The organism is Amycolatopsis sp. Hca4 (genome assembly GCF_013364075.1).
Classification (GTDB): Bacteria; Actinomycetota; Actinomycetes; order Mycobacteriales; family Pseudonocardiaceae; genus Amycolatopsis.
On the sequence record NZ_CP054925.1, the window covers coordinates 60251 to 77377 of the forward strand.

The following is a 17127-nucleotide window of genomic DNA, read 5'->3' on the forward strand; positions in this document are numbered from 1 at the left end:
TGGCCGGGCCGACAGCGCGGCCGAGCGCCGCTGCGCCGAACTGGAAAGGGAGATCCGGGCCCGCGGGTGGACCGCCAGGGCGAGGGGGACGGGCCGCCACCGCGACCTTCCAGGAGGTCGCGGCCGAACTGGCCGCCGCACGGAGCACGCTGGCGGTGTTCCTCGACGACGGCGGCGATCTCGTCGTTCTCACCATCGCGGACGGCCGGGCCCGCCTGGTCCGCGCCGGCCGCCTCGCCGCGGCCGCCGAACTGGCCGCGCGGCTGCGCGTCGACCTCGACACCCTCTGCGGCAGGCGGCTCCCGGACCGGGTGGCCGCGGTGATCGCGGAATCCGCCCGCTACCACGTCGAAGCCCTCTCCAGGGAGCTGGTCGCCCCGCTGCGACCCGTGCTCGGCGACCGCGACCTCGTCGTGGTGCCCACCGGGCAGCTGGCCGCGGTGCCCTGGGGCCTGCTGCCCGAGCTGCGCGGGCGACCGGTGTCCGTCGCACCCTCGGCGACGGAGTGGGTGCGGGGCCGCCGCCGGGCGAAGCGGGCGGTTTCCCGCGGCACGGTGGTGGTCGCCGGTCCCGACCTCCGGCACGCCGACGAGGAGGCGCGGCACCTCGCCCGTCTGCTGCCCGGGAGCGTGGTGCTGACCGGGTCCGACGCCTCGGTCTCGCGCACGCTCGGCGCCCTCGGCGCGGCCGGGACCGCCCACCTGGCCGCGCACGGCCACCACGAGCCGTCGAACGTCCTGTTCTCCCGGCTCGACCTCGCCGACGGCCCGCTGCTGGCCCACGACATCCAGCAGCTCCCGGCGGTGCCCGAGCACGTCGTGCTGTCCGCCTGCGACGTCGGCCGGGCGGTCGTCCGAGCCGGCGACGAGCTGCTCGGCTTCACCGCGGCGCTGCTCTACAGCGGCACCCGCAGCGTGATCGCCGGCGTCGCCCGAGTCCCGGACGAGGCCGTCGTGCCGCTGATGGTGCGCTACCACCGCATCCACTCGGCCGGCGTACCGCCGGCGCGGGCCCTCGCCGAGGCCGCGGGAAGCGAGCCGTTCATCCCGTTGGTGTGCTTCGGTTCCGGCTGAGCCCGGCCCGGGCGAAGGCGAGCACCTCGTCCACGAGCTCGGACAGCTCACCCGCCGCCGGCCGCGCGCGGCCCTCCCGCGTCACGTAGATCTCGCGGAGCCCCGTCACGACGGTGACCGCGGCGAGCCGGGGAACCAGCGCGTCCGGCGCGAGGCCCAGGTCCTCGCCGATGCCCTCGGCGATCAGCACCTCGAGGCCGTGGTACCCGGCGCGGGCGCGGCCGCGGAGGTCGTCGTCGGCCATCAGGAGGGCGGCGCGCAGGGCCCGGCGCCGCCAGATGTGGGCCGGGTCGACGCCCGAGGCGTGGTCCCGCTCGTCGAGTTCGCGCATCGTCGCGTGCATCCAGTCGCGCACCGCGTCGAGGGTGCTCTCGGCCTTCCGGGCCCGCAGCCGGGCGGCCAGGGACTCCGCGGTGAACGGGTCGTCGGCGAAGAGCAGGTCGTCCTTGGCCGGGAAGTGCAGGGTGACCGTGCGCGTCGCGACGTCGGCGCGCGCCGCGATCTGCGCGATCGTCGTTTCGCGGTAGCCCTGGCTCGCGAAGAGGTCCAGGGCCGCTTCCCGGATGCGGGTCCGGGTCTGGGCCTTCTTGCGCTCACGGCGGCCGTCACTCACGGACGGTAACTTACCACGCGAGGAAATAATGCAGTCCATGCTACTGTTGCATCAGGACGTAGAAATCGAACGACGAAGGAGAAGTCGTGACGAAGAACTGGTTCATCACCGGAACGTCCAAGGGCTTCGGCCGCGAGTGGGCCGAAGCGGCGCTCGCCCGCGGCGACCGGGTCGCGGCCACCGCGCGGGACCGGGAAAGCCTGCGGCCGCTCACCGACCGGTACGGCGACGCCGTGTTGCCCCTGCGGCTGGACGTCACCGACCGCGCCGCCGCCGCCGAAGCGGTGGAGCGGGCGGCGGCCGCCTTCGGAACGCTGGACGTGCTGGTCAACAACGCCGGCTACGGGCACTTCGGGATGGTCGAGGAGCTCACCGAGGAGGAGGTCCGGGCCGAGCTCGAAACGAACTTCTTCGGCACGCTCTGGCTGACCCAGGCGGTGCTGCCGGTCATGCGCCGCCAGGAGCACGGCCGGATCATCCAGGTCACCAGCGAAGGCGGCGTCCGCGCGTTCCCGGGCATCGGCGCCTACCACGCGTCGAAGTGGGCCGTGGAAGGGCTTTCCGACTCCCTGCGGCAGGAGGTCGCGGCCTTCGGGATCGACGTGGTCTGCCTGGAGCCGGGCCCGTACCGCACGGACTTCGGGGGCGGCAGCGTCCGCACCAGCACGCCGAACCCGGACTACGACCCGGTGCGCGAGGCGACCCGGATCGAGCGGGACCTCGGCGACCCGCGGGCGACCCGGGCGGCGATCCTGGAACTCGCGGACACCGACGACCCGCCGCACCGGATGTTCCTCGGCAAGTCGTTCGCCGCGGTGGAAGCCGAGTACCACGCCCGGCTGGAGGGCTGGCGCAAGTGGGAGCCGGTCGCGCTGGCCGCGTTCGGCTGAGGCGCACCGCTACCCGGTCACCGCAGGTTGCCGAGCACGAACTCCGCCATCTTCGCGACCCCGCCGCAGCGGTCGGTGTCCCAGTAGCTGCCCGGGAGATCCTTGCCGTCGATCTCGAAGGTCAGCATCTGCTTCGCGGTCACCTCGACGGAAACCAGGCACTCCTCCGTGATCCCGAACTGGTGGTGGACGACCGCGGGGAGACCGCCGATCGACGTTTCGGTCCACGGCTCCAGAGCGCGGCTCTTCTTCAGCGGGGACGTCGAGAGCTCGGTGAGGGTTCTCGGGCCTTGGATCGGCTTCGTCGCCACCCACAGGGCGCCGGGCGGACTCGACCAGGCGCACCCGAACCCGGGGAGCTGGTCGACCCCGCTCGCGCGGATCCCGTTCGGCGGGTCGGCCACCACGGCCGCGGCCTGCTCCTTGGTGAGCAGGCTGCACGGGTCGGAGTCGAACTTCGCGAGGTCGACGGGTGCGTCGACCTGGTCGAGCGGCAGCCGGGCGCCGGTCTGGGCCGGTGACGGCGGCCGGGAGAGAAGCCGTTGCGGTTTCGACGGTCCGCAGCCGGCCAGCAAGCTTGCCGCCAGCAGCGTCGCGCACACGATCACCGGTGTCCTCATGCCGGCGCCGCCGAGGGGTCGATCCGCCACTGTCGCCGGTCGTCGATCCCGGAGTGGCCGGGCATCGGTGGCATGTCCGGGAAATCGGTGTTGCCCTGCACCAGTGCGAGGGCTTGCCGCTGGAAGCCGCTCAAGGTCTTCAACGACTCGGCGAACAGATCGCTGACCGACTTGACCGGATCGAACACCGCGTCCGCGACCGTGTCGACCACGTCCTTGGAGGTGAAGACGTTCCTGACCGGTCACGGTCGCGGTCACGAGCTGGTCACCCGAGCGCGCGCTGTGCCGTGTCGCCGCCAGCCGCGCGTCGAGTTCGCCCTGCCTGCCGCTGCACCTGCCGCAGGTCGCGGTGCGGCGCGGTCATGACGGCGCCACCAAGTCCATCACAGTTCCCCTCCTCCAGGTCCTGTCGAAATGACAGAACGTGCCCGGCGAGCACCATACGGCGACCACGCACCGGTGCAAGGGAAAACCGGCAAGGAGCGGCACAGGTCACGGCGGCCGCCTTTCCCGGCCCGGGTGGGCCGGGCCTCGTTTCCCGGTGCGGATACGCTGCCGCGGCCCGGGCACGCGAACCGATGGGGGACAAGCAATGGACAGCACTTCCGGCGTGGGCAGAGTCCGCGTTCACGAACCCATTCCGAATGTGCCGTCCGGGGCCGAACCGTTGTTTGCCGGGTTTGTCCAGAAATTGACCGCGCTGACCATTGTCCGCATGGGACTCACCGGTGCGCTCGTCCTGCTGGGGGTGCTGCTTTCGGTCATCGACGGGTGGGGGAGCGCGCTGCCCTACGTCTACTTCGGCACCTTCGGGGCCTGCTGGCGATCTGGACCTACGTCCTGAGCCTCTACCTGAGCGTCCGAGGCCTCTTCGGGGAGCCGTACCACCGGCTCGACGTCGCTCCCGACGGGTTGCGCACGAAGGGATCGCGGGTGTCGGTTCGGCTGCCGGACGGGCGGTGGCTGCGGACCCGGCTCACCGGCGGACCGCGCGTCCAGCTGGCCGGCGAGCGACGGCTGTGGGTGCTCGGCACGGGCCGCCGCGTGTTCGTCCGCCCGCCGGGGGCGATGTGGCTGCGGTCCGGGCGGATCGAGGACGCCCCCGTTTCCGGTTCGGTGCCCGCCGCGTTCGTCGCCCGCCACCCGGCGCCGCCGTCGCGTGATCCGGTGCTCACCGCGCACCGGGCGTTCCAGGCTCGGCGGGCCGCCGTCACCGGGGTGACGTTCGCGGTCCTGGGTGCGGCGGGGATCGCGGTCGTGTCGTCGGTGGAGGCCGGCTCCGCGGGCCTCGCCGACGCGGCCGGGCTGGGCGGCATCGCCGGGGGCGGCGCCGTCTTCCTCATGCTGGGGCTGCTGACGATCGTCGGCAGCCTGCGGATCCGCCGCCCGATCACCGAGGACACCTGGTCGGAGCTGCGGGTCGCGCTCGACACGCCGTTCGTGCCACGCGCCCGCACCGCGGTCCGGTTGACGGGCTGGGCGTCCTACCCGGACGGACGGCAGACGCGGTTCCGGCTCGTCGCCGACATCTCGCTCGCCGCGAACGTCGCGGTGACCGGGCAGCTGTGGCTGATGGGGTGGCCGCCGCCGGGCAAACCGGCCAAGGCGGGCGTTCCGGGGTACCCCTGCCTGGGCAGCTTCCGCCCGGTCTGAGTGCCGAGGGGCTCTCCCGGTACCGGTATCACCAGGATCTCCCCGACGTCGAGGAAGCCTGCCAGCCTTTCGGCCGTCAGCCTCCACGACAAAGGGACGAAGACCGACAGTGGACAACCCATTCACCGCTCACGCAGACCTTTTCGACTTGAGCGGCAAGCACGCACTCGTCACCGGCGGCACCAGCGGCATCGGAATGATGATGGCGCGCGGCCTGCTGCAGGCGGGCGCCCGCGTGGTGATCAGCTCCCGCAGTGCGGGCAAATGCGCGGAAGCGCAGCGCCTGCTTTCCGAATTCGGCGACGTACGGGCAATTCCCGCCGACCTGTCCGGCCACGACGAGTGCCGGCGCCTCGCCGATCTGGTCGAGGACGGCCGGGGACACCTGGACATCCTCGTCAACAACGCGGGAGCGATGTGGCGCGAGCCGCTGGAGACGTTCCCGGACCAGGCGTGGGACGAGGTGCTCGACCTCAACCTCAAGGCGCCGTTCTGGCTGGTGCAGGCGCTGCTCCCGGCCCTGCGCCGGGCGGGCACCGCCGATGATCCCGCGCGCGTGGTCAACATCGGCAGCATCGCCGCGATCCACGTCGCCGAGGCGCCCAACTACTCCTACGCCAGCAGCAAAGCGGGCCTCCACCAGCTCACCAGGGTGCTCGCCAGGGAACTGGGCCCGCAGCACGTCACGGTGAACGCCGTGGCCCCGGGACCGTTCCCGTCGCAGATGATGGCGACCACGCTCGAGACGATGGGCGACCGGATCGCGGCGAAGGCCCCGCTGCGCCGCCTCGGCCGCGACGACGACATGGCCGGCATCGCCGTGTTCCTCGCCAGCCGGGCCGCGGCTTACGTCACGGGCACCGTCATCGCGGTCGACGGCGGCATCGCCACGACCGCGACCGGCACGTAGGCGCCGGGGGGTACCGGCAGAACCTCCCTCCGCCCGCGGACCCGGCCTAGGGTGGCGGGGTGGCCGTGATCGACTTGCGCACCGAGATCAAGGAGTTCCTGGGGTCGCGTCGGGCGCGGATCACGCCCGAGCAGGCCGGGCTGCCCGCCTACGGCGGCCACCGCCGGGTCAAGGGCCTGCGCCGCGAAGAGGTCGCGATGCTGGCCGGCGTCTCGGTCGACTACTACGTCCGCATGGAGCGCGGCAGCCTCGCCGGCGCGTCCGACGGGGTGCTCGACGCGCTGGCCACGGCCCTGCACCTCGACGAGGCCGAGCGCGACCACCTGTTCCACCTGGCCCGCCGGTCCGGGGCGCCGGGCGGCCCCCGCCGCCGGCGCCCCGCCGCGACGGTCCGCCCGCCACTGCAGCAGGTGCTCGACGCCATCACCGCCGCGCCGGCGTGGATTTGCAACGGCCGTTACGACGTCCTGGCCACGAACCACCTCGCCCGCGCGCTGTATTCACCGCTGCTGGCCGACCCGCGACGCCCGGCGAACACCGCGCGGTTCGTGTACCTGGAACCCGAAGCGGCGAGTGCGTTCTTCGTCGACTACCCCCGGATCGCCGTCGACGTGGCCGCGAAACTCCGCATGGAGGCCGGCCGCAATCCGCACGACGAGGAGCTGATCGCCCTGGTCGGCGAGCTGTCGACCCGCAGTGAACTGTTCCGGCGGCGGTGGGCGTCCCAGGACGTCCGGCTGCACCGGTCCGGCCGCAAGCGGCTGCACCACCCGGTCGTGGGCCGGCTGGACCTGGACGTCGAGTCGATGGAGCTGTCCGCCGAACCCGGCCTGCTGCTCAACGTCTACACCGCACCCACCGGCACGGCGGCGGCGGACGGGCTGGCCCTCCTGGCGTCCTGGGCGGCGGGCCAGGAGAAGCCGGCTCCGGGGGGACGTGCCGACGCCGGGGGTCCTCGCAGGGCCCCCTGAGCGCCCGGGCTTCCGGCTTACCGTCGAGCCATGGACATCACTTCCCGCACCGTTTTCGTCGCCGGCGCCACCTCGGGCATCGGCCTCGAGCTGGCCCGCCGCTTCCGCGCCGCCGGCAGCACCGTGATCGTCGGCGGCCGGCGCACCGGCCTCCTCGCCGGGCTCGCCGGCGAAGGGTTCGCCACCGTCGAGATCGACGTCGCCGACGCCGGGTCCGTGACCCGGGCGCGTGACGAGGTGCTGCGCGCCCACCCGAGCGTCGATACCGTCGTCACCATGGCAGGCACCGGGGCGCCCGAGGACCTCCACGACCCGGCCCACTTCGACACGGCCAGGACGACCATCGAGGTCAACGTCCTGGGCACCATCCGGGTCGTCGACGCGTTCACGCCGCACCTGCTCGCCCGCGGCGGCGGCGCGATCGTCACGGTCAGCTCGGGGATCGGGTTCCTGCCGTTCCCGCTGATGCCCAGCTACGGCGCCTCGAAGGCGGCCGTGCACGCCTACACCGAGGCCCTGCGGGCGCAGCTGGCCGGCACCGGGGTGGAGGTCGCCGAGCTCGTCCCGCCGGCCGTCGCGACCACGCTCGGGGGCGGCAACCCGCACGCGCTCGCCCTCGACGCCTACGGCGCCGAGGTGATGGATCTCCTGGCGCAGAACCCGACGCCGCGCGAAATCCTGGTGCAGCGGGTCCTCGTGCACCGGTGGGCCGAACGCGACGGGACTTACGACGAGCTCGTGGCCCAGCGCTCACAGGCCCTTGCGACGCTGCCCGGCCGCGCTTCATGACGACGAGCGCCGACGGGAACCGGCTCGGAGCGTACCTGCGCGCCCGCCGCGGCCTCGTCACGCCCGAGCAGGCCGGTATCCCGGCGGGCGGCACCCGCCGGGTGCCGGGCCTGCGCCGCGAAGAGCTCGCGATGCTGGCCGGCATCAGCGCCGACTACTACCTGCGCCTCGAGCGCGGCCGCGACACCCACCCCTCGCCCCAGGTGCTCGACGCGCTCGCGCGCGTGCTGCGCCTCGACGAGGTCGAGCGCGATCACCTGCACAGCCTGGCCACACCGCCACCCCGCGGCCGGCGGCGCCGGTCGCCCGAGCGCGTGCCGCCCCGGCTGCACCACCTGCTGGCGACGGTGGGCGTGCCGGCGTTCGTGGAGGGCCGGGCCTTCGACGTCCTCGCGGCCAACGAGCTGGCGACGGCGTTCTCGCCCCGCCTGCGGCCCGGCGAGAACCGCCTGCGCTCGCTGCTGCTGGACCCGGAGGAGCAGGCGTTCCACGAGGACTGGGCCACGGCCGCGGCGGGCTTCGTCGCGGCGCTGCGTGAGTCGATCGGCGTCGACGTCGACCACCCGAGGTTCGTGGAGCTGGTCGGCGAGCTGTCGCTGACGAGCGGGCGCTTCCGCGAGCTGTGGGCCCGCCACGACGTCCGGCTCCTGGAGGGCGGCACCGCCACGGTGCACCACCCCGTCCTCGGGCGGTTGCACCTGCATCGGGACAAGCTGCCGGTGGACGGGGTCCTTCTGGTGCTCTACTACGCCGACGCGGGCAGTGAAAGCGCCGAGAAGCTCGCGCTGCTGGCTTCGCTGGTGGAACCGGGCAGCTGACCGTCGACTTGCTCAGCGCTCGGGGGCAGGGGAGTAGACCTCGGCGTTCAGGATCGTCCGCGTGGGCACCGTATGGCCGCGGTGCATCTTGACCAGCAGGTCGACGGTGGCCACGGCGAGGCGGTGGGTGTCCTGGACGACCGTGGCCCGGAAGGGGCTGCTGCCGGAGTCGATGAGCGCCTTGGCTTCGAGCACTCCGTCGATGCCGATCACCAGCGTGGCAGCGGTGGCGGCCGAGCGGGACGCCGAGAGGGCGTCGACTGCGCCGAGGGCCATCTCGTCGTTGGTGCAGAAGATGGCGTCCAGGTGCTGCCGGGGCTCCAGGTGCCGGAGGTGGGTTCGCGTCGCGGTGTAGGCCCGTGACCGCATGAAGTCGCCTTGCTCGTCGATCGTGATCCTGACGTCGGGCAACGTGGAGCGCAGCGCTTTTTCGCACCGCCGTTGCCGATCGCTGTGCTCGCAGCTGGCGACGATGAGCACATGAGGGCTTTTCTTCCCGTGCAACTGCCGGACCAGCCACTGACCGGCCAGTTCGCCGAGTTCGCCCGTGTCGTACCCGACGAACGCACTGTTGTCCGGGTAATCGGATTCCGCGGGGAAGGGTTCGATGTCGGTGAACACCACCGGCAGGCGGAGTTCACGGCAGAACCTCGTCAGGTCGTCGCGCAGCCGTGCCACGTCGCCGGCGATGACGATTCCGCCGAGGTAGGACCGTTTCTTGGAGAGGATGCGACGCAGGTGATGCGCTTGCGCGCCGGCGTCGTAATCCCGGTCCGGCACCTTGAGCGCCAGGTCGATGTTGTCCCGGTCGAGGGCGCTGTGGATCCGTTGGATGAGGGCGGCAACGTAGTATTTCTGGCTGAACGCCGAGGTGATGAGAAAAGCGGTGGGCGAAGGCTTTCCGAAGCGGCGCGCTGCGGCGAACCATGCCAGGCAGGCAATCGCGACCGCGGCGGACCATATCACCGTGGTTCCTGCCGAAATGCCGGCCTGCAGTCCTTTGGTGAGCATGACCAGGATGACGCCGCTGATGACGGAGGTCGTCACCGCGAACAGCGCCGGGGTTCGATCCCGGTCCAGCCGAAACATCTGGATCCTCCCCCTCGACGACGTCACTTCGAAATCGATCTTCCGCATTGGGAAGATCCTTCTCGGACGAGCAGGGAATTCTATCCCATCCGGCGCGCTGACCGGTCTGTCACGACGGGTTCGATCATTGATCGGACAGAAGAGTGAGAGCGAGCGATCCGGCGCGAACCCGGCGGCGCCCCGGTCACAACCCGGCTGCAACCGGGGCGCGGTAGGCATTCCCGGTGGCACGCTCCACCGCGGGCCCGGACGCAAGGGGGACTCCGATGAAAACAGCGGTGCTCGCAGCGGTCGTGCTCCTGCTCGGCCCCGGAACGGTGGTGCCGCCGGTACCGTGGCCCCCGGCTGCGGTCCCGCGGCGGTGGCGGTTGCCGACCGGACGCTCTACGAGGGCACCCCGGCTCCCGGGGAACGCGGCTACACCACCTTCGAGTTCACCGTCTCCGTCACGGCGGCCGCGGGGTGCGCGCCCACCGGGTCGGTCGCCTACAAGACCGAGGACGGCGTGCCCGGCGCGACCACCCCGGCCGACTACGTCCCCGCCGAAGGACGGCTGACCTGGACCGGTGACGCCGGCCCGCGCACGGTCGCCGTCCAGGTCGTCAAGGACGCCGCCGGGGAACCGGACGAGGCTTTCCTGCTGCGGCTGTCCGATCCGGTCGGCCTGGTCCTCGGCGACGACCTGGCCGCGGGCGGCATCCTCGACGACGACGGTGCCGCCGCGCTCCCGATCAAGGTTTCCACCGACGGCGGCAAGATCTGCTGGCACGTCTGCACGGTCGGGGTGGGGCTCGACAGCGGCGGTCCGGCCAAGGCGCCGGTCACCGTGCACTACCGGACCTTGCCCCTCGGCACCGGCGAACCGGCGTACGTGCCGGTCAAGGACGCGGTCGTGACGATCCCGGCCGGCGCGTCCGGCACCGGTGCCGTGGTCAAACTGCTGGACCCCCGACCCGGCCAGGTCGAATCCGGGTTCGTGCTGGAGCTGTTCTCCCCGTCGGCAGGCACGCTGGGCAACGCGCGGACGGAGGTGACGATCAAGCCCGGCGGTTAGCCACTTCGCGGGCCTCGGCCGTCGCGTTGGCCTGGGAGTACAACGCGGCGGCCGCGGCCCACTGCCGGGCCGCGTCCGCGGGCCGGCCGAGCCGCGCCTCGAGGTCGCCGAGGTCGCGGTGCAGGTGCGCCTGCTCGTAGCCGTCGGGCACCGTGGCCCGCACGGCCAGCGCCCGTTCCAGGTGCTCGCGGGCGGCGGCCAGGTCGCCCGCCCCGAGCCGGGCGCGCCCGAGGTGCTCCAGCGCGGCCGCCTCGCCGTGCCGGTCGCCGACGTCGCGGCTGAGGTCGAGGGCCTGCCCGAAGTGGTCCGCCGCGGTGGCGAAGTCGCCCCGGTCCAGGTGGACCCGGCCGGTGTCGAGCAGCGCCTCCCACTCCAGCCAGCGGTCGCCGAGCACCCGGCTGACCGCGAGCGCCGCACGGAGGTGCGCCAGCGCCGCCCCGTGGTCGCCGCGCTGCAGGTGCGCTTCGCCGAGCGTGTCGAGCGTGGCGGCCTCCAGCCGGGCGTTGCCCAGGGCGCGGAAGGTCGTCAGCGCCGCCGTCAGCGGGGCCAGGCTTTCCGCGGCGCGGCCCATCCGGACGTAGGTGTGGCCGAGGTTGCGCTGGGACAGGGCGTGCCCGAGGTCGTTGCCGGCCGCGGCGTTGCGGGCCACCGCGAGCCGGTGCGCGGCAATGGCTTCGTCGAAGCGGCGCAGTTCGGCGTAGGCGTTGGCGGTGTTGTTGTGGATGTGCCCTTCGCCCTGGACGTCCCCGGCGGCCTGGGCCGTCCGCAGCGCGGCCGCGTTGGTTTCCAGGGCCTCCGGCAGCCGCCGGGTCATGAAGTAGGCGACGCCCAGCGCGCGCAGCATCTCCGCCTCGGCCAGCGGGTCGCCGAGCCCGGTCGCGGCGGCCGCGCCCTCGCGGCACAGCTCGACGCGGGTGTGCCAGTGGCCTGCCGTGTCGTAGAAGCTGGTCAGCAGGTACGTCAGCTGCCACGCGGCCTCGGCGCGGCCGTGTTCGCGGGCGAACCGCACGACGGGCAGCAGGTTGTCGCGCTCGGCGGTGAGGAAGGTCAGCGCGGCGTGCCGGTCGGCGCCGACCGGCACCTCCGGCGGGGCGAACCGCGGTGACGGCGTGACCAGGTCGCGGTCGGGGTCGATGGCCCGGTTCGCCGCCGCCGCGGCCACCAGGTACCAGTCGACGAGCCGGTCGGCGATCTCCGCGTGGGCGGCCGGTGGCTCGTCGGCCCGCGCGCACTGCCGCCCGAACTCGCGGATCAGGTCGTGGAACCGGAACCGGCCCGCGCCGGCGGCCGTGACGAGGTGCGCGGCGGCGAGCCCGGCCGCGGCGCGGTCGCCGTCGCCACGGGGAACCTGACACAGCGCGGCCCCGAGCGCGGCGCTGAACGTGGCCCCGGGGCCGAGGGCGGCCCGGCGGAAGAACCGGGCCTGCGCGGCGGCCAGCGGCCGGTAGGCCGTGGCGAACACCGCCCGGACGGTGCGGGAATCCCCTTCCACGGCCAGGGTTTCCAGCCGCCCGGCCCCGGCCAGCTCGGCGGCGAGCTCGGCGATCGGCCGCTTCGGCGCGCCCACCAGCCGGGCGGCCGCGATGCGCAACGCCAGCGGCATCCCGCCGCACAGCCGCGCCACCCGCGCGGCCGGTCCCCGCTCGCGCCGCACCCGCTCGGCGCCCAGCACCCGGTCCAGCAGCGCGACGGACTCGGCGTGCCCGAAGGCGTCCAGGGCGATCGGGCGCACGGCGTGGCGGGTGCCCAGCGCGGCGAGGTGCTGCCGGCTGGTGACGACCAGCAGGGCCGGTCCGGTGCCCGGGATCAGCGGCAGGACGTCCTCGAGGCCGGCGACGTTGTCCACCACGACCAGGCACCGGCGCCCGTGCAGCAGCGACCGGTACAGCGCGGCCCGCCCGGCCTGGTCGCCCGGGATGTTCTCTTCGGGCACGTCGAGGCCGCGCAGCAGGTGCGTCAGCGCCAGGGAAGCCGGCAGCGGCTCGTCCGGGTCTTCGCCGCGCAGGTCGAGGAACAGCCGGCCGTCCGGGAAGCGGGCGGCGACCCGGTGCGCCCAGTGCAGCGCCAGCGCGGTCTTGCCCATGCCCGCCGCGCCGGAGAGCACCACCACCGGCCGTTCCGGCTCGTCGAGCACGGCGTCGAGCGCCGCGAGCTCGGCTTCGCGTCCGGTGAAGTACCCGACGCCCGCGGGCAGCTGCGAGGGCCCGGTCACGGCCGGGCGGAGGTCCAGGGCCGGGTCCCGCCGCAGGATCGCCGTGTGCCGGGCCAGCAGCTCGGGGCCGGGGTCGACGCCGAGCTCGTCGGCGAGCCGCCGCCGCAGCCGCTGGAAGGCGTCGAGCGCGTCGGCGTGCCGCCCGCAGCGGTAGAGCGCGAGCATGTGCAGCCCGGTCAGCCGTTCCCGGGTCGGGGCGGCGGCGAGCAGCCTCGGCAGTTCGTGGACGGCCTGTTCGTGGTGGCCCAGCCGTAGTTCGGCGTCCCAGAGGTCTTCCATCGCGCCCAGCCGCAGTTCGTGCAGCCGGTCGACCTCGCGCCGGCCCCAGCCGGACGGCACCGCGTCGGCGAAGGCGTCCCCGCGCCAGAGGGTGACCGCCGCGCGCAGGGTGGTGGCCGCCCGCTCGACGGCGCCGGCCGCGAGGTCGGCCGCGCCCGCGCGGACCTGCTGCTCGAAGCGGTACGCGTCGACCGTCACCGGCGGGACGGTCAGCAGGTAGCCGGGTTCGCGGGTGACCAGCACACCCGGGAACCCGCAGCCTTCCAGGGCTTGGCGCAGCCGGGCGACGTGGCTGTGCAGCGTCTTGACCGCGGTGCGCGGCGGATCTTCGCCCCACAGGACGTCGACCAGCCGCGGGATCGGCAGCACGGTGCCCGCATGCAGCGCCAGCACGCCGAGCACGACCCGCTGCCGCGTCCCGTGCAGGGTCGCGGGTCCGGCCGGGCCGACCGCTTCGACCGGCCCCAGCACACGCAGCTCACCGGGTTGGGACACCCCAGCTCCTTCCCGCGCGGCACGACCGCTCAGCGAGCGTAACGAGCGTGGCGGAGGGCGAAAACAGCCAACCAGCCGATCCGCGGTGACCGCGACAACCGGTTCACAACCGGACGCGGTGACGCTCGGTTTCCGTTCCCGTTCCGACTCTCCGAGGGGAAATCCGGATGAACACCAGATCGCGGCCCCGGCGCCGCAGACCGTTGATCGCCGCACTCGCGTTCGCCGCCGCGGCCGCGTTCCTGCCCGTGGTCCCCGCGGCCGCGGCGCCGGTCGGCGCGCCGGGGACCAATTCCCCGTGCGGGCCGCTCGACGTCACGTTCGTCATCGACGACACCTTCAGCATGGGCCCGGCGCTGGCCAGCATCAAAAGCGACCTCGGCAGCATCGCCACGGCCGTGCAGACGGCCTCCGGCAACGACTACCAGCTCGGCCTCGTCACGTTCAAGGACGACGTGACGGTCCGGACCGACCTCGCGCCGCTGAACCTGGCCGCGGTCACCCCGCAGATCACCGCGCTGGCCGCGACGGGCGGCGCCAACGAGCCCGAAGCCTCCGACGAAGCGGTCAACACCGCCGTCAACAGCCTGCCCGCCGCCGGGCGCCCGCAGACCGGCGACTTCTCCGGGACCTGGCGGAGCAACGCGACGAAGATGGTCATCCTGGTGACCGACGCCCACCCGGGCGGCTTCGACGACGCCTTCACCGCGGCCGACCAGGCCAACGCCCACCAGCGGGCGGTGGAGGCGGCGAACAAGGGCATCAAGGTCTCGTCGGTCTACGTCCAGACGACCGGGCTGCCCGGCATCGCGCCGATCATGCAGGACTACGCCACCACCACCGGCGGCACGTACACGGCGACGCCGGCCGGCGGCGCGGGTGCGGGCGCGGCGATCCTCGACGCGCTCAAGAACTGCCGCAGGACCGACGTGTTCATCAAGGACGCGCCGGGCGACACCGGCGTCGCGCCGCACGGGCTGGACCCGATCTGGACGAGCCCGGACATCAAGGTGTGCGCCACCCTGCCGCCGTGCGCGGCGACCACCCCGGTCGTCGGCGGGACGAGCTACGTGGTCGTGACGCTGAACAACCCGGGCCCGGGCGGCTCCGGCGCGTCGACCGGCCACGTCGAAGTTTCCTACACCGCACAGGGCGGGGCGGCGCTGTGGCCGACGGACTGGACGCTGATCGGATCTTCGCCGACGGTGACCGTACCGGCGGGCACCACGGAGGTGGCGGTCAAGTGGCCGTCGGTGCCCGGCCCGGGTCACTTCTGCCTGCTGGCCCGGTGGATCTCGGCGACCGACCCGATGACCGCCCCCGAGCTGACCGGCTCGAACACGCTGGTCAACACGCGCAACAACAACAACATCGCGTGGCACAACGTCGACACGGTCCAGCTGACGCCGGGCAAGCCGGTGACCCACCCGTTCACCCTCGGCAACCCGGCCCCGGACCGGGCCACCCGGACGGACCTGCTGTTGACCCAGCCCGGAAAGCCGTTCGCGGGCGGCCCCGGCAAGGTGGTCATCGACCTCGGCAAGGTATTGGCCGAGCGCTGGCGCCAGAGCGGCCAGAAGGGGTTCGGCGTGCGCCAGGTGGGGGAGACGCAGGTCGAATTCACCGGAGGCAAGCAGGCGGCGCTGCAGGGCCTGCTGATCCAGCCGGGCGAGCGCCTGGAGACGGCGCTGACATTCACGGCAACCGACGCGGCGGCGGGCACCGAGTTCGTCGTCCGGGTCTCCCAGTCCGCCGGGGACGAGGACCTCGGTGGCGTGGAGTTCCGGCTGGCGACGGAAAGGTAATCCCGGAGCCGGGCGGTCACCTCGATCCGGTCGAGGTGACCGCCCTCGGACACACGTGTCACCCACGGAGCACGTCGGCAGCCGGTCCGGATCGAGGTGCTCGTCGTGGGCCCGCTCGGAACGCCGGCAGGTCCACGGAGTCCCACCCTGACGAATGTCTGCACGGAATATATCTTGCGAGCGAGAGGTTAGGGGGTTACCTTAAGCAGAGGAGGCAACCATGTCGATCAAGACGTCCGGCTTGCACCACGTCACCGCGATCGGGGGCGACCCGCAGCGCAACGCCGACTTCTACCTGCGGACCCTGGGCCTGCGGCTGGTGAAGACCACCGTGAACTTCGACGACCCCGGCACGTACCACCTCTACTACGGCGACAGCGCCGGCAAGCCGGGTTCGCTGATGACGTTCTTCCCGTGGCCCGACGCGCCGAGCGGCCGCCGCGGCACCGGTCAGGCGACGACCACGTCGTTCTCCGTCCCCGAGGCGTCACTCGGCTGGTGGAAGCAGCACCTGGCTGCCAACGGCGTCGACACCGGCCAGGTCCGCAACGCCGACAACGAGGAAACCATCACCTTCCGCGACCCCGACGGCCTCGAGCTCGCTCTGGTCGCGCACCCGCAGGGCGACCCGCGCGATCCCTGGGACACCGAACTGGTTCCCGCCGCGCACGCCATCCGCGGCCTGCATTCGGTGACGCTTTCGGTGTCCGGAGAGGACGCCACCGCCGGCATGCTGACCGACGGCCTCGGTCTCACCTTCGCGGGCCAGGACCGCAACCGCCTGCGCTTCGCCGCCGGTGACGGCGGGCCGGGTGCGCTGGTCGACGTCCTCGTGACCCCGGACGCGCCGCGCGGGCTGGTCGCTGCGGGCACCGTGCACCACGTCGCCTGGCGCGCGCCGGACGAGGAGACCCAGAAGACCTGGCGCGAGGAGCTGGTCGGCCGGGGTGTGCACGTCACGTCCATCCTGGACCGTCAGTACTTCCGCTCGATCTACTTCCGCGAGCCCGGTGGCACCCTCCTGGAGGTCGCGACCGACGAGCCGGGCTTCGCGATCGACGAGCCGCTGCTGGAGCTGGGCCGCGCGCTCAAGCTGCCGCCGTGGCTGGAACCGCGCCGCGAAGAGATCCAGCACATGCTGCCCAAGCTGAACCTCCCCGCCGAGAACAACCCGGAGCTGTCATGACGCTGCAGCACAAGTACGTCGAGGGCGCACCGGACGCGCCGTTGCTGCTCCTGCTGCACGGCACCGGCGGCAGCCCGGAGGACCTGATCGGCCTGGCGCGCGAGCTGAGCCCGGACGCCGCGGTGCTGGCCCCGGCCGGCCCGGTGTCCGAGCACGGCGCCGCACGCTGGTTCCGGCGGCTCGCCGAGGGCGTGTTCGACCACGAAGACGTCGTCGAGCGCGCGAACGAGCTCGCGGACTTCGTCGTCGAAGCCCGCGAAAAGTACGGGCTCGGTGACCGGCGGCTGGTCGCCGTCGGGTTCTCCAACGGCGCCAACATCGCGGCCGCGGTCACGCTGCTGCGGCCGGAGGTCGTCCGTGAAGCCGTGTTGTTCGCCGCGATGTCACCGGTGCCGGAGCCGCCGTCGCACGACCTGAGTGCGACGCGGGTCTTCCTGGCCAACGGCGAACGCGACCCGATGGCCCCGCTGGCATCCACCGAGGAGCTGATCCGGTTGCTGCGCGAGCGCGGCGCCGACGTCGTCACGCAGCGCCACCCCGGCGGCCACCAGATCACGCTCGACGGCGTCCGCGCGGCCGCGAAGTGGATCATGGCCTGACGTTCGTCCGGAGCTCGGACCCGGCTCGCCCGGCCTGCGGCGGTGAAGCTGGACTGCAGGTCGATCGCCGG

At 73.1% G+C, this 17127-nt stretch carries 17 protein-coding genes; 12 read left to right on the top strand and 5 right to left on the bottom strand.

Going from position 1 to position 17127, the window contains the following annotated elements; genetic code table 11:
- Nucleotides 1–155 precede the first annotated feature (155 nt).
- On the top strand, nucleotides 156–1073 hold the full coding sequence (locus tag HUT10_RS50265) for a CHAT domain-containing protein (protein WP_254896589.1): 918 nt from the start codon (nucleotides 156–158) through the stop codon (nucleotides 1071–1073).
- Here the strand turns inward: HUT10_RS50265 and HUT10_RS00305 are convergent.
- A complete protein-coding gene (locus HUT10_RS00305; RefSeq protein ID WP_254896590.1) occupies nucleotides 1042–1686 on the bottom strand; it encodes a TetR/AcrR family transcriptional regulator in 645 nt (214 codons plus the stop codon). The two genes, HUT10_RS50265 and HUT10_RS00305, sit on opposite strands and share 32 nt — an antisense overlap.
- A gap of 86 nt (nucleotides 1687–1772) precedes the next feature.
- Here HUT10_RS00305 and HUT10_RS00310 point away from each other — a divergent pair, with 86 nt between their 5' ends.
- Nucleotides 1773–2576, top strand: coding sequence for an SDR family NAD(P)-dependent oxidoreductase (locus HUT10_RS00310; RefSeq protein WP_176169334.1), 804 nt, complete (start codon nucleotides 1773–1775; stop codon nucleotides 2574–2576).
- A gap of 17 nt (nucleotides 2577–2593) precedes the next feature.
- Here the strand turns inward: HUT10_RS00310 and HUT10_RS00315 are convergent, their stop codons facing one another.
- Together HUT10_RS00315 and HUT10_RS00320 are read right to left on the bottom strand one after the other, a co-directional pair.
- Complete coding sequence (locus tag HUT10_RS00315) at nucleotides 2594–3196, bottom strand: DUF3558 domain-containing protein (protein WP_176169335.1); 603 nt, start codon at nucleotides 3194–3196, stop codon at nucleotides 2594–2596.
- Entirely contained in the window at nucleotides 3193–3408 is a 216-nt protein-coding gene (locus HUT10_RS00320; protein WP_176169336.1) for a hypothetical protein, read from the bottom strand. The genes HUT10_RS00315 and HUT10_RS00320 overlap by 4 nt, the downstream gene beginning before the upstream one ends.
- Nucleotides 3409–3911: 503 nt before the next feature.
- Between HUT10_RS00320 and HUT10_RS51725 the strand changes: the two genes are divergently transcribed.
- From HUT10_RS51725 to HUT10_RS00345, 6 genes are all read left to right on the top strand, one after another.
- Nucleotides 3912–4040 (top strand): hypothetical protein, encoded by a 129-nt coding sequence (locus HUT10_RS51725; RefSeq protein ID WP_303246933.1) that lies wholly within the window; start codon nucleotides 3912–3914, stop codon nucleotides 4038–4040.
- A gap of 89 nt (nucleotides 4041–4129) precedes the next feature.
- Complete coding sequence (locus HUT10_RS00325) at nucleotides 4130–4849, top strand: hypothetical protein (protein ID WP_254896591.1); 720 nt, start codon at nucleotides 4130–4132, stop codon at nucleotides 4847–4849.
- A gap of 148 nt (nucleotides 4850–4997) precedes the next feature.
- The gene (locus HUT10_RS00330; RefSeq protein ID WP_303246934.1) at nucleotides 4998–5759 is read left to right on the top strand and encodes an SDR family oxidoreductase; all 762 of its coding nucleotides are present in this window, start codon (nucleotides 4998–5000) and stop codon (nucleotides 5757–5759) included.
- Nucleotides 5760–5818: 59 nt separating this feature from the next.
- On the top strand, nucleotides 5819–6730 hold the full coding sequence (locus HUT10_RS00335) for a helix-turn-helix transcriptional regulator (protein ID WP_176169338.1): 912 nt from the start codon (nucleotides 5819–5821) through the stop codon (nucleotides 6728–6730).
- 30 nt (nucleotides 6731–6760) lie between these two features.
- Nucleotides 6761–7519, top strand: coding sequence for an SDR family oxidoreductase (locus tag HUT10_RS00340; protein ID WP_176169339.1), 759 nt, complete (start codon nucleotides 6761–6763; stop codon nucleotides 7517–7519).
- Entirely contained in the window at nucleotides 7516–8337 is an 822-nt protein-coding gene (locus tag HUT10_RS00345; protein WP_176169340.1) for a helix-turn-helix transcriptional regulator, read from the top strand. Before HUT10_RS00340 ends, HUT10_RS00345 begins: the two co-directional genes overlap by 4 nt.
- A gap of 12 nt (nucleotides 8338–8349) precedes the next feature.
- Here the strand turns inward: HUT10_RS00345 and HUT10_RS00350 are convergent, their stop codons facing one another.
- Nucleotides 8350–9474 carry a substrate-binding domain-containing protein gene (locus HUT10_RS00350; RefSeq protein WP_254896592.1) on the bottom strand — a complete coding sequence of 375 codons (1125 nt, stop codon included), beginning with the start codon at nucleotides 9472–9474 and terminating at the stop codon, nucleotides 8350–8352.
- A gap of 313 nt (nucleotides 9475–9787) precedes the next feature.
- On the opposite strand from HUT10_RS00350, the gene HUT10_RS00355 reads away from it, so the two are divergent.
- Entirely contained in the window at nucleotides 9788–10480 is a 693-nt protein-coding gene (locus HUT10_RS00355; RefSeq protein WP_176169341.1) for a Calx-beta domain-containing protein, read from the top strand.
- Here HUT10_RS00355 and HUT10_RS00360 read toward each other — a convergent pair.
- Complete coding sequence (locus HUT10_RS00360) at nucleotides 10464–13442, bottom strand: BTAD domain-containing putative transcriptional regulator (RefSeq protein WP_176177600.1); 2979 nt, start codon at nucleotides 13440–13442, stop codon at nucleotides 10464–10466. The genes HUT10_RS00355 and HUT10_RS00360 overlap by 17 nt on opposite strands.
- Nucleotides 13443–13633: 191 nt before the next feature.
- Here HUT10_RS00360 and HUT10_RS00365 point away from each other — a divergent pair, with 191 nt between their 5' ends.
- The 3 genes from HUT10_RS00365 (at nucleotide 13634) to HUT10_RS00375 (ending at nucleotide 17056) form a co-directional block, all read left to right on the top strand.
- Nucleotides 13634–15271 carry a vWA domain-containing protein gene (locus HUT10_RS00365; RefSeq protein ID WP_176169342.1) on the top strand — a complete coding sequence of 546 codons (1638 nt, stop codon included), beginning with the start codon at nucleotides 13634–13636 and terminating at the stop codon, nucleotides 15269–15271.
- Nucleotides 15272–15491: 220 nt separating this feature from the next.
- The gene (locus tag HUT10_RS00370; protein ID WP_176169343.1) at nucleotides 15492–16457 is read left to right on the top strand and encodes a ring-cleaving dioxygenase; all 966 of its coding nucleotides are present in this window, start codon (nucleotides 15492–15494) and stop codon (nucleotides 16455–16457) included.
- Nucleotides 16454–17056 (top strand): alpha/beta hydrolase, encoded by a 603-nt coding sequence (locus tag HUT10_RS00375; protein WP_176169344.1) that lies wholly within the window; start codon nucleotides 16454–16456, stop codon nucleotides 17054–17056. The genes HUT10_RS00370 and HUT10_RS00375 overlap by 4 nt, the downstream gene beginning before the upstream one ends.
- Nucleotides 17057–17127: the final 71 nt, after the last annotated feature.

Coding starts and splice junctions, on each gene's coding strand:
- HUT10_RS00315 (WP_176169335.1), bottom strand. CDS start 3,196: ATGAGGACACCGGTGATCGTGTGCGCGACGCTGCTGGCGGCAAGCTTG.
- HUT10_RS51725 (WP_303246933.1), top strand. CDS start 3,912: ATGGGACTCACCGGTGCGCTCGTCCTGCTGGGGGTGCTGCTTTCGGTC.
- HUT10_RS00340 (WP_176169339.1), top strand. CDS start 6,761: ATGGACATCACTTCCCGCACCGTTTTCGTCGCCGGCGCCACCTCGGGC.
- HUT10_RS00345 (WP_176169340.1), top strand. CDS start 7,516: ATGACGACGAGCGCCGACGGGAACCGGCTCGGAGCGTACCTGCGCGCC.
- HUT10_RS00350 (WP_254896592.1), bottom strand. CDS start 9,474: ATGCGGAAGATCGATTTCGAAGTGACGTCGTCGAGGGGGAGGATCCAG.
- HUT10_RS00365 (WP_176169342.1), top strand. CDS start 13,634: ATGAACACCAGATCGCGGCCCCGGCGCCGCAGACCGTTGATCGCCGCA.
- HUT10_RS00370 (WP_176169343.1), top strand. CDS start 15,492: ATGTCGATCAAGACGTCCGGCTTGCACCACGTCACCGCGATCGGGGGC.
- HUT10_RS00375 (WP_176169344.1), top strand. CDS start 16,454: ATGACGCTGCAGCACAAGTACGTCGAGGGCGCACCGGACGCGCCGTTG.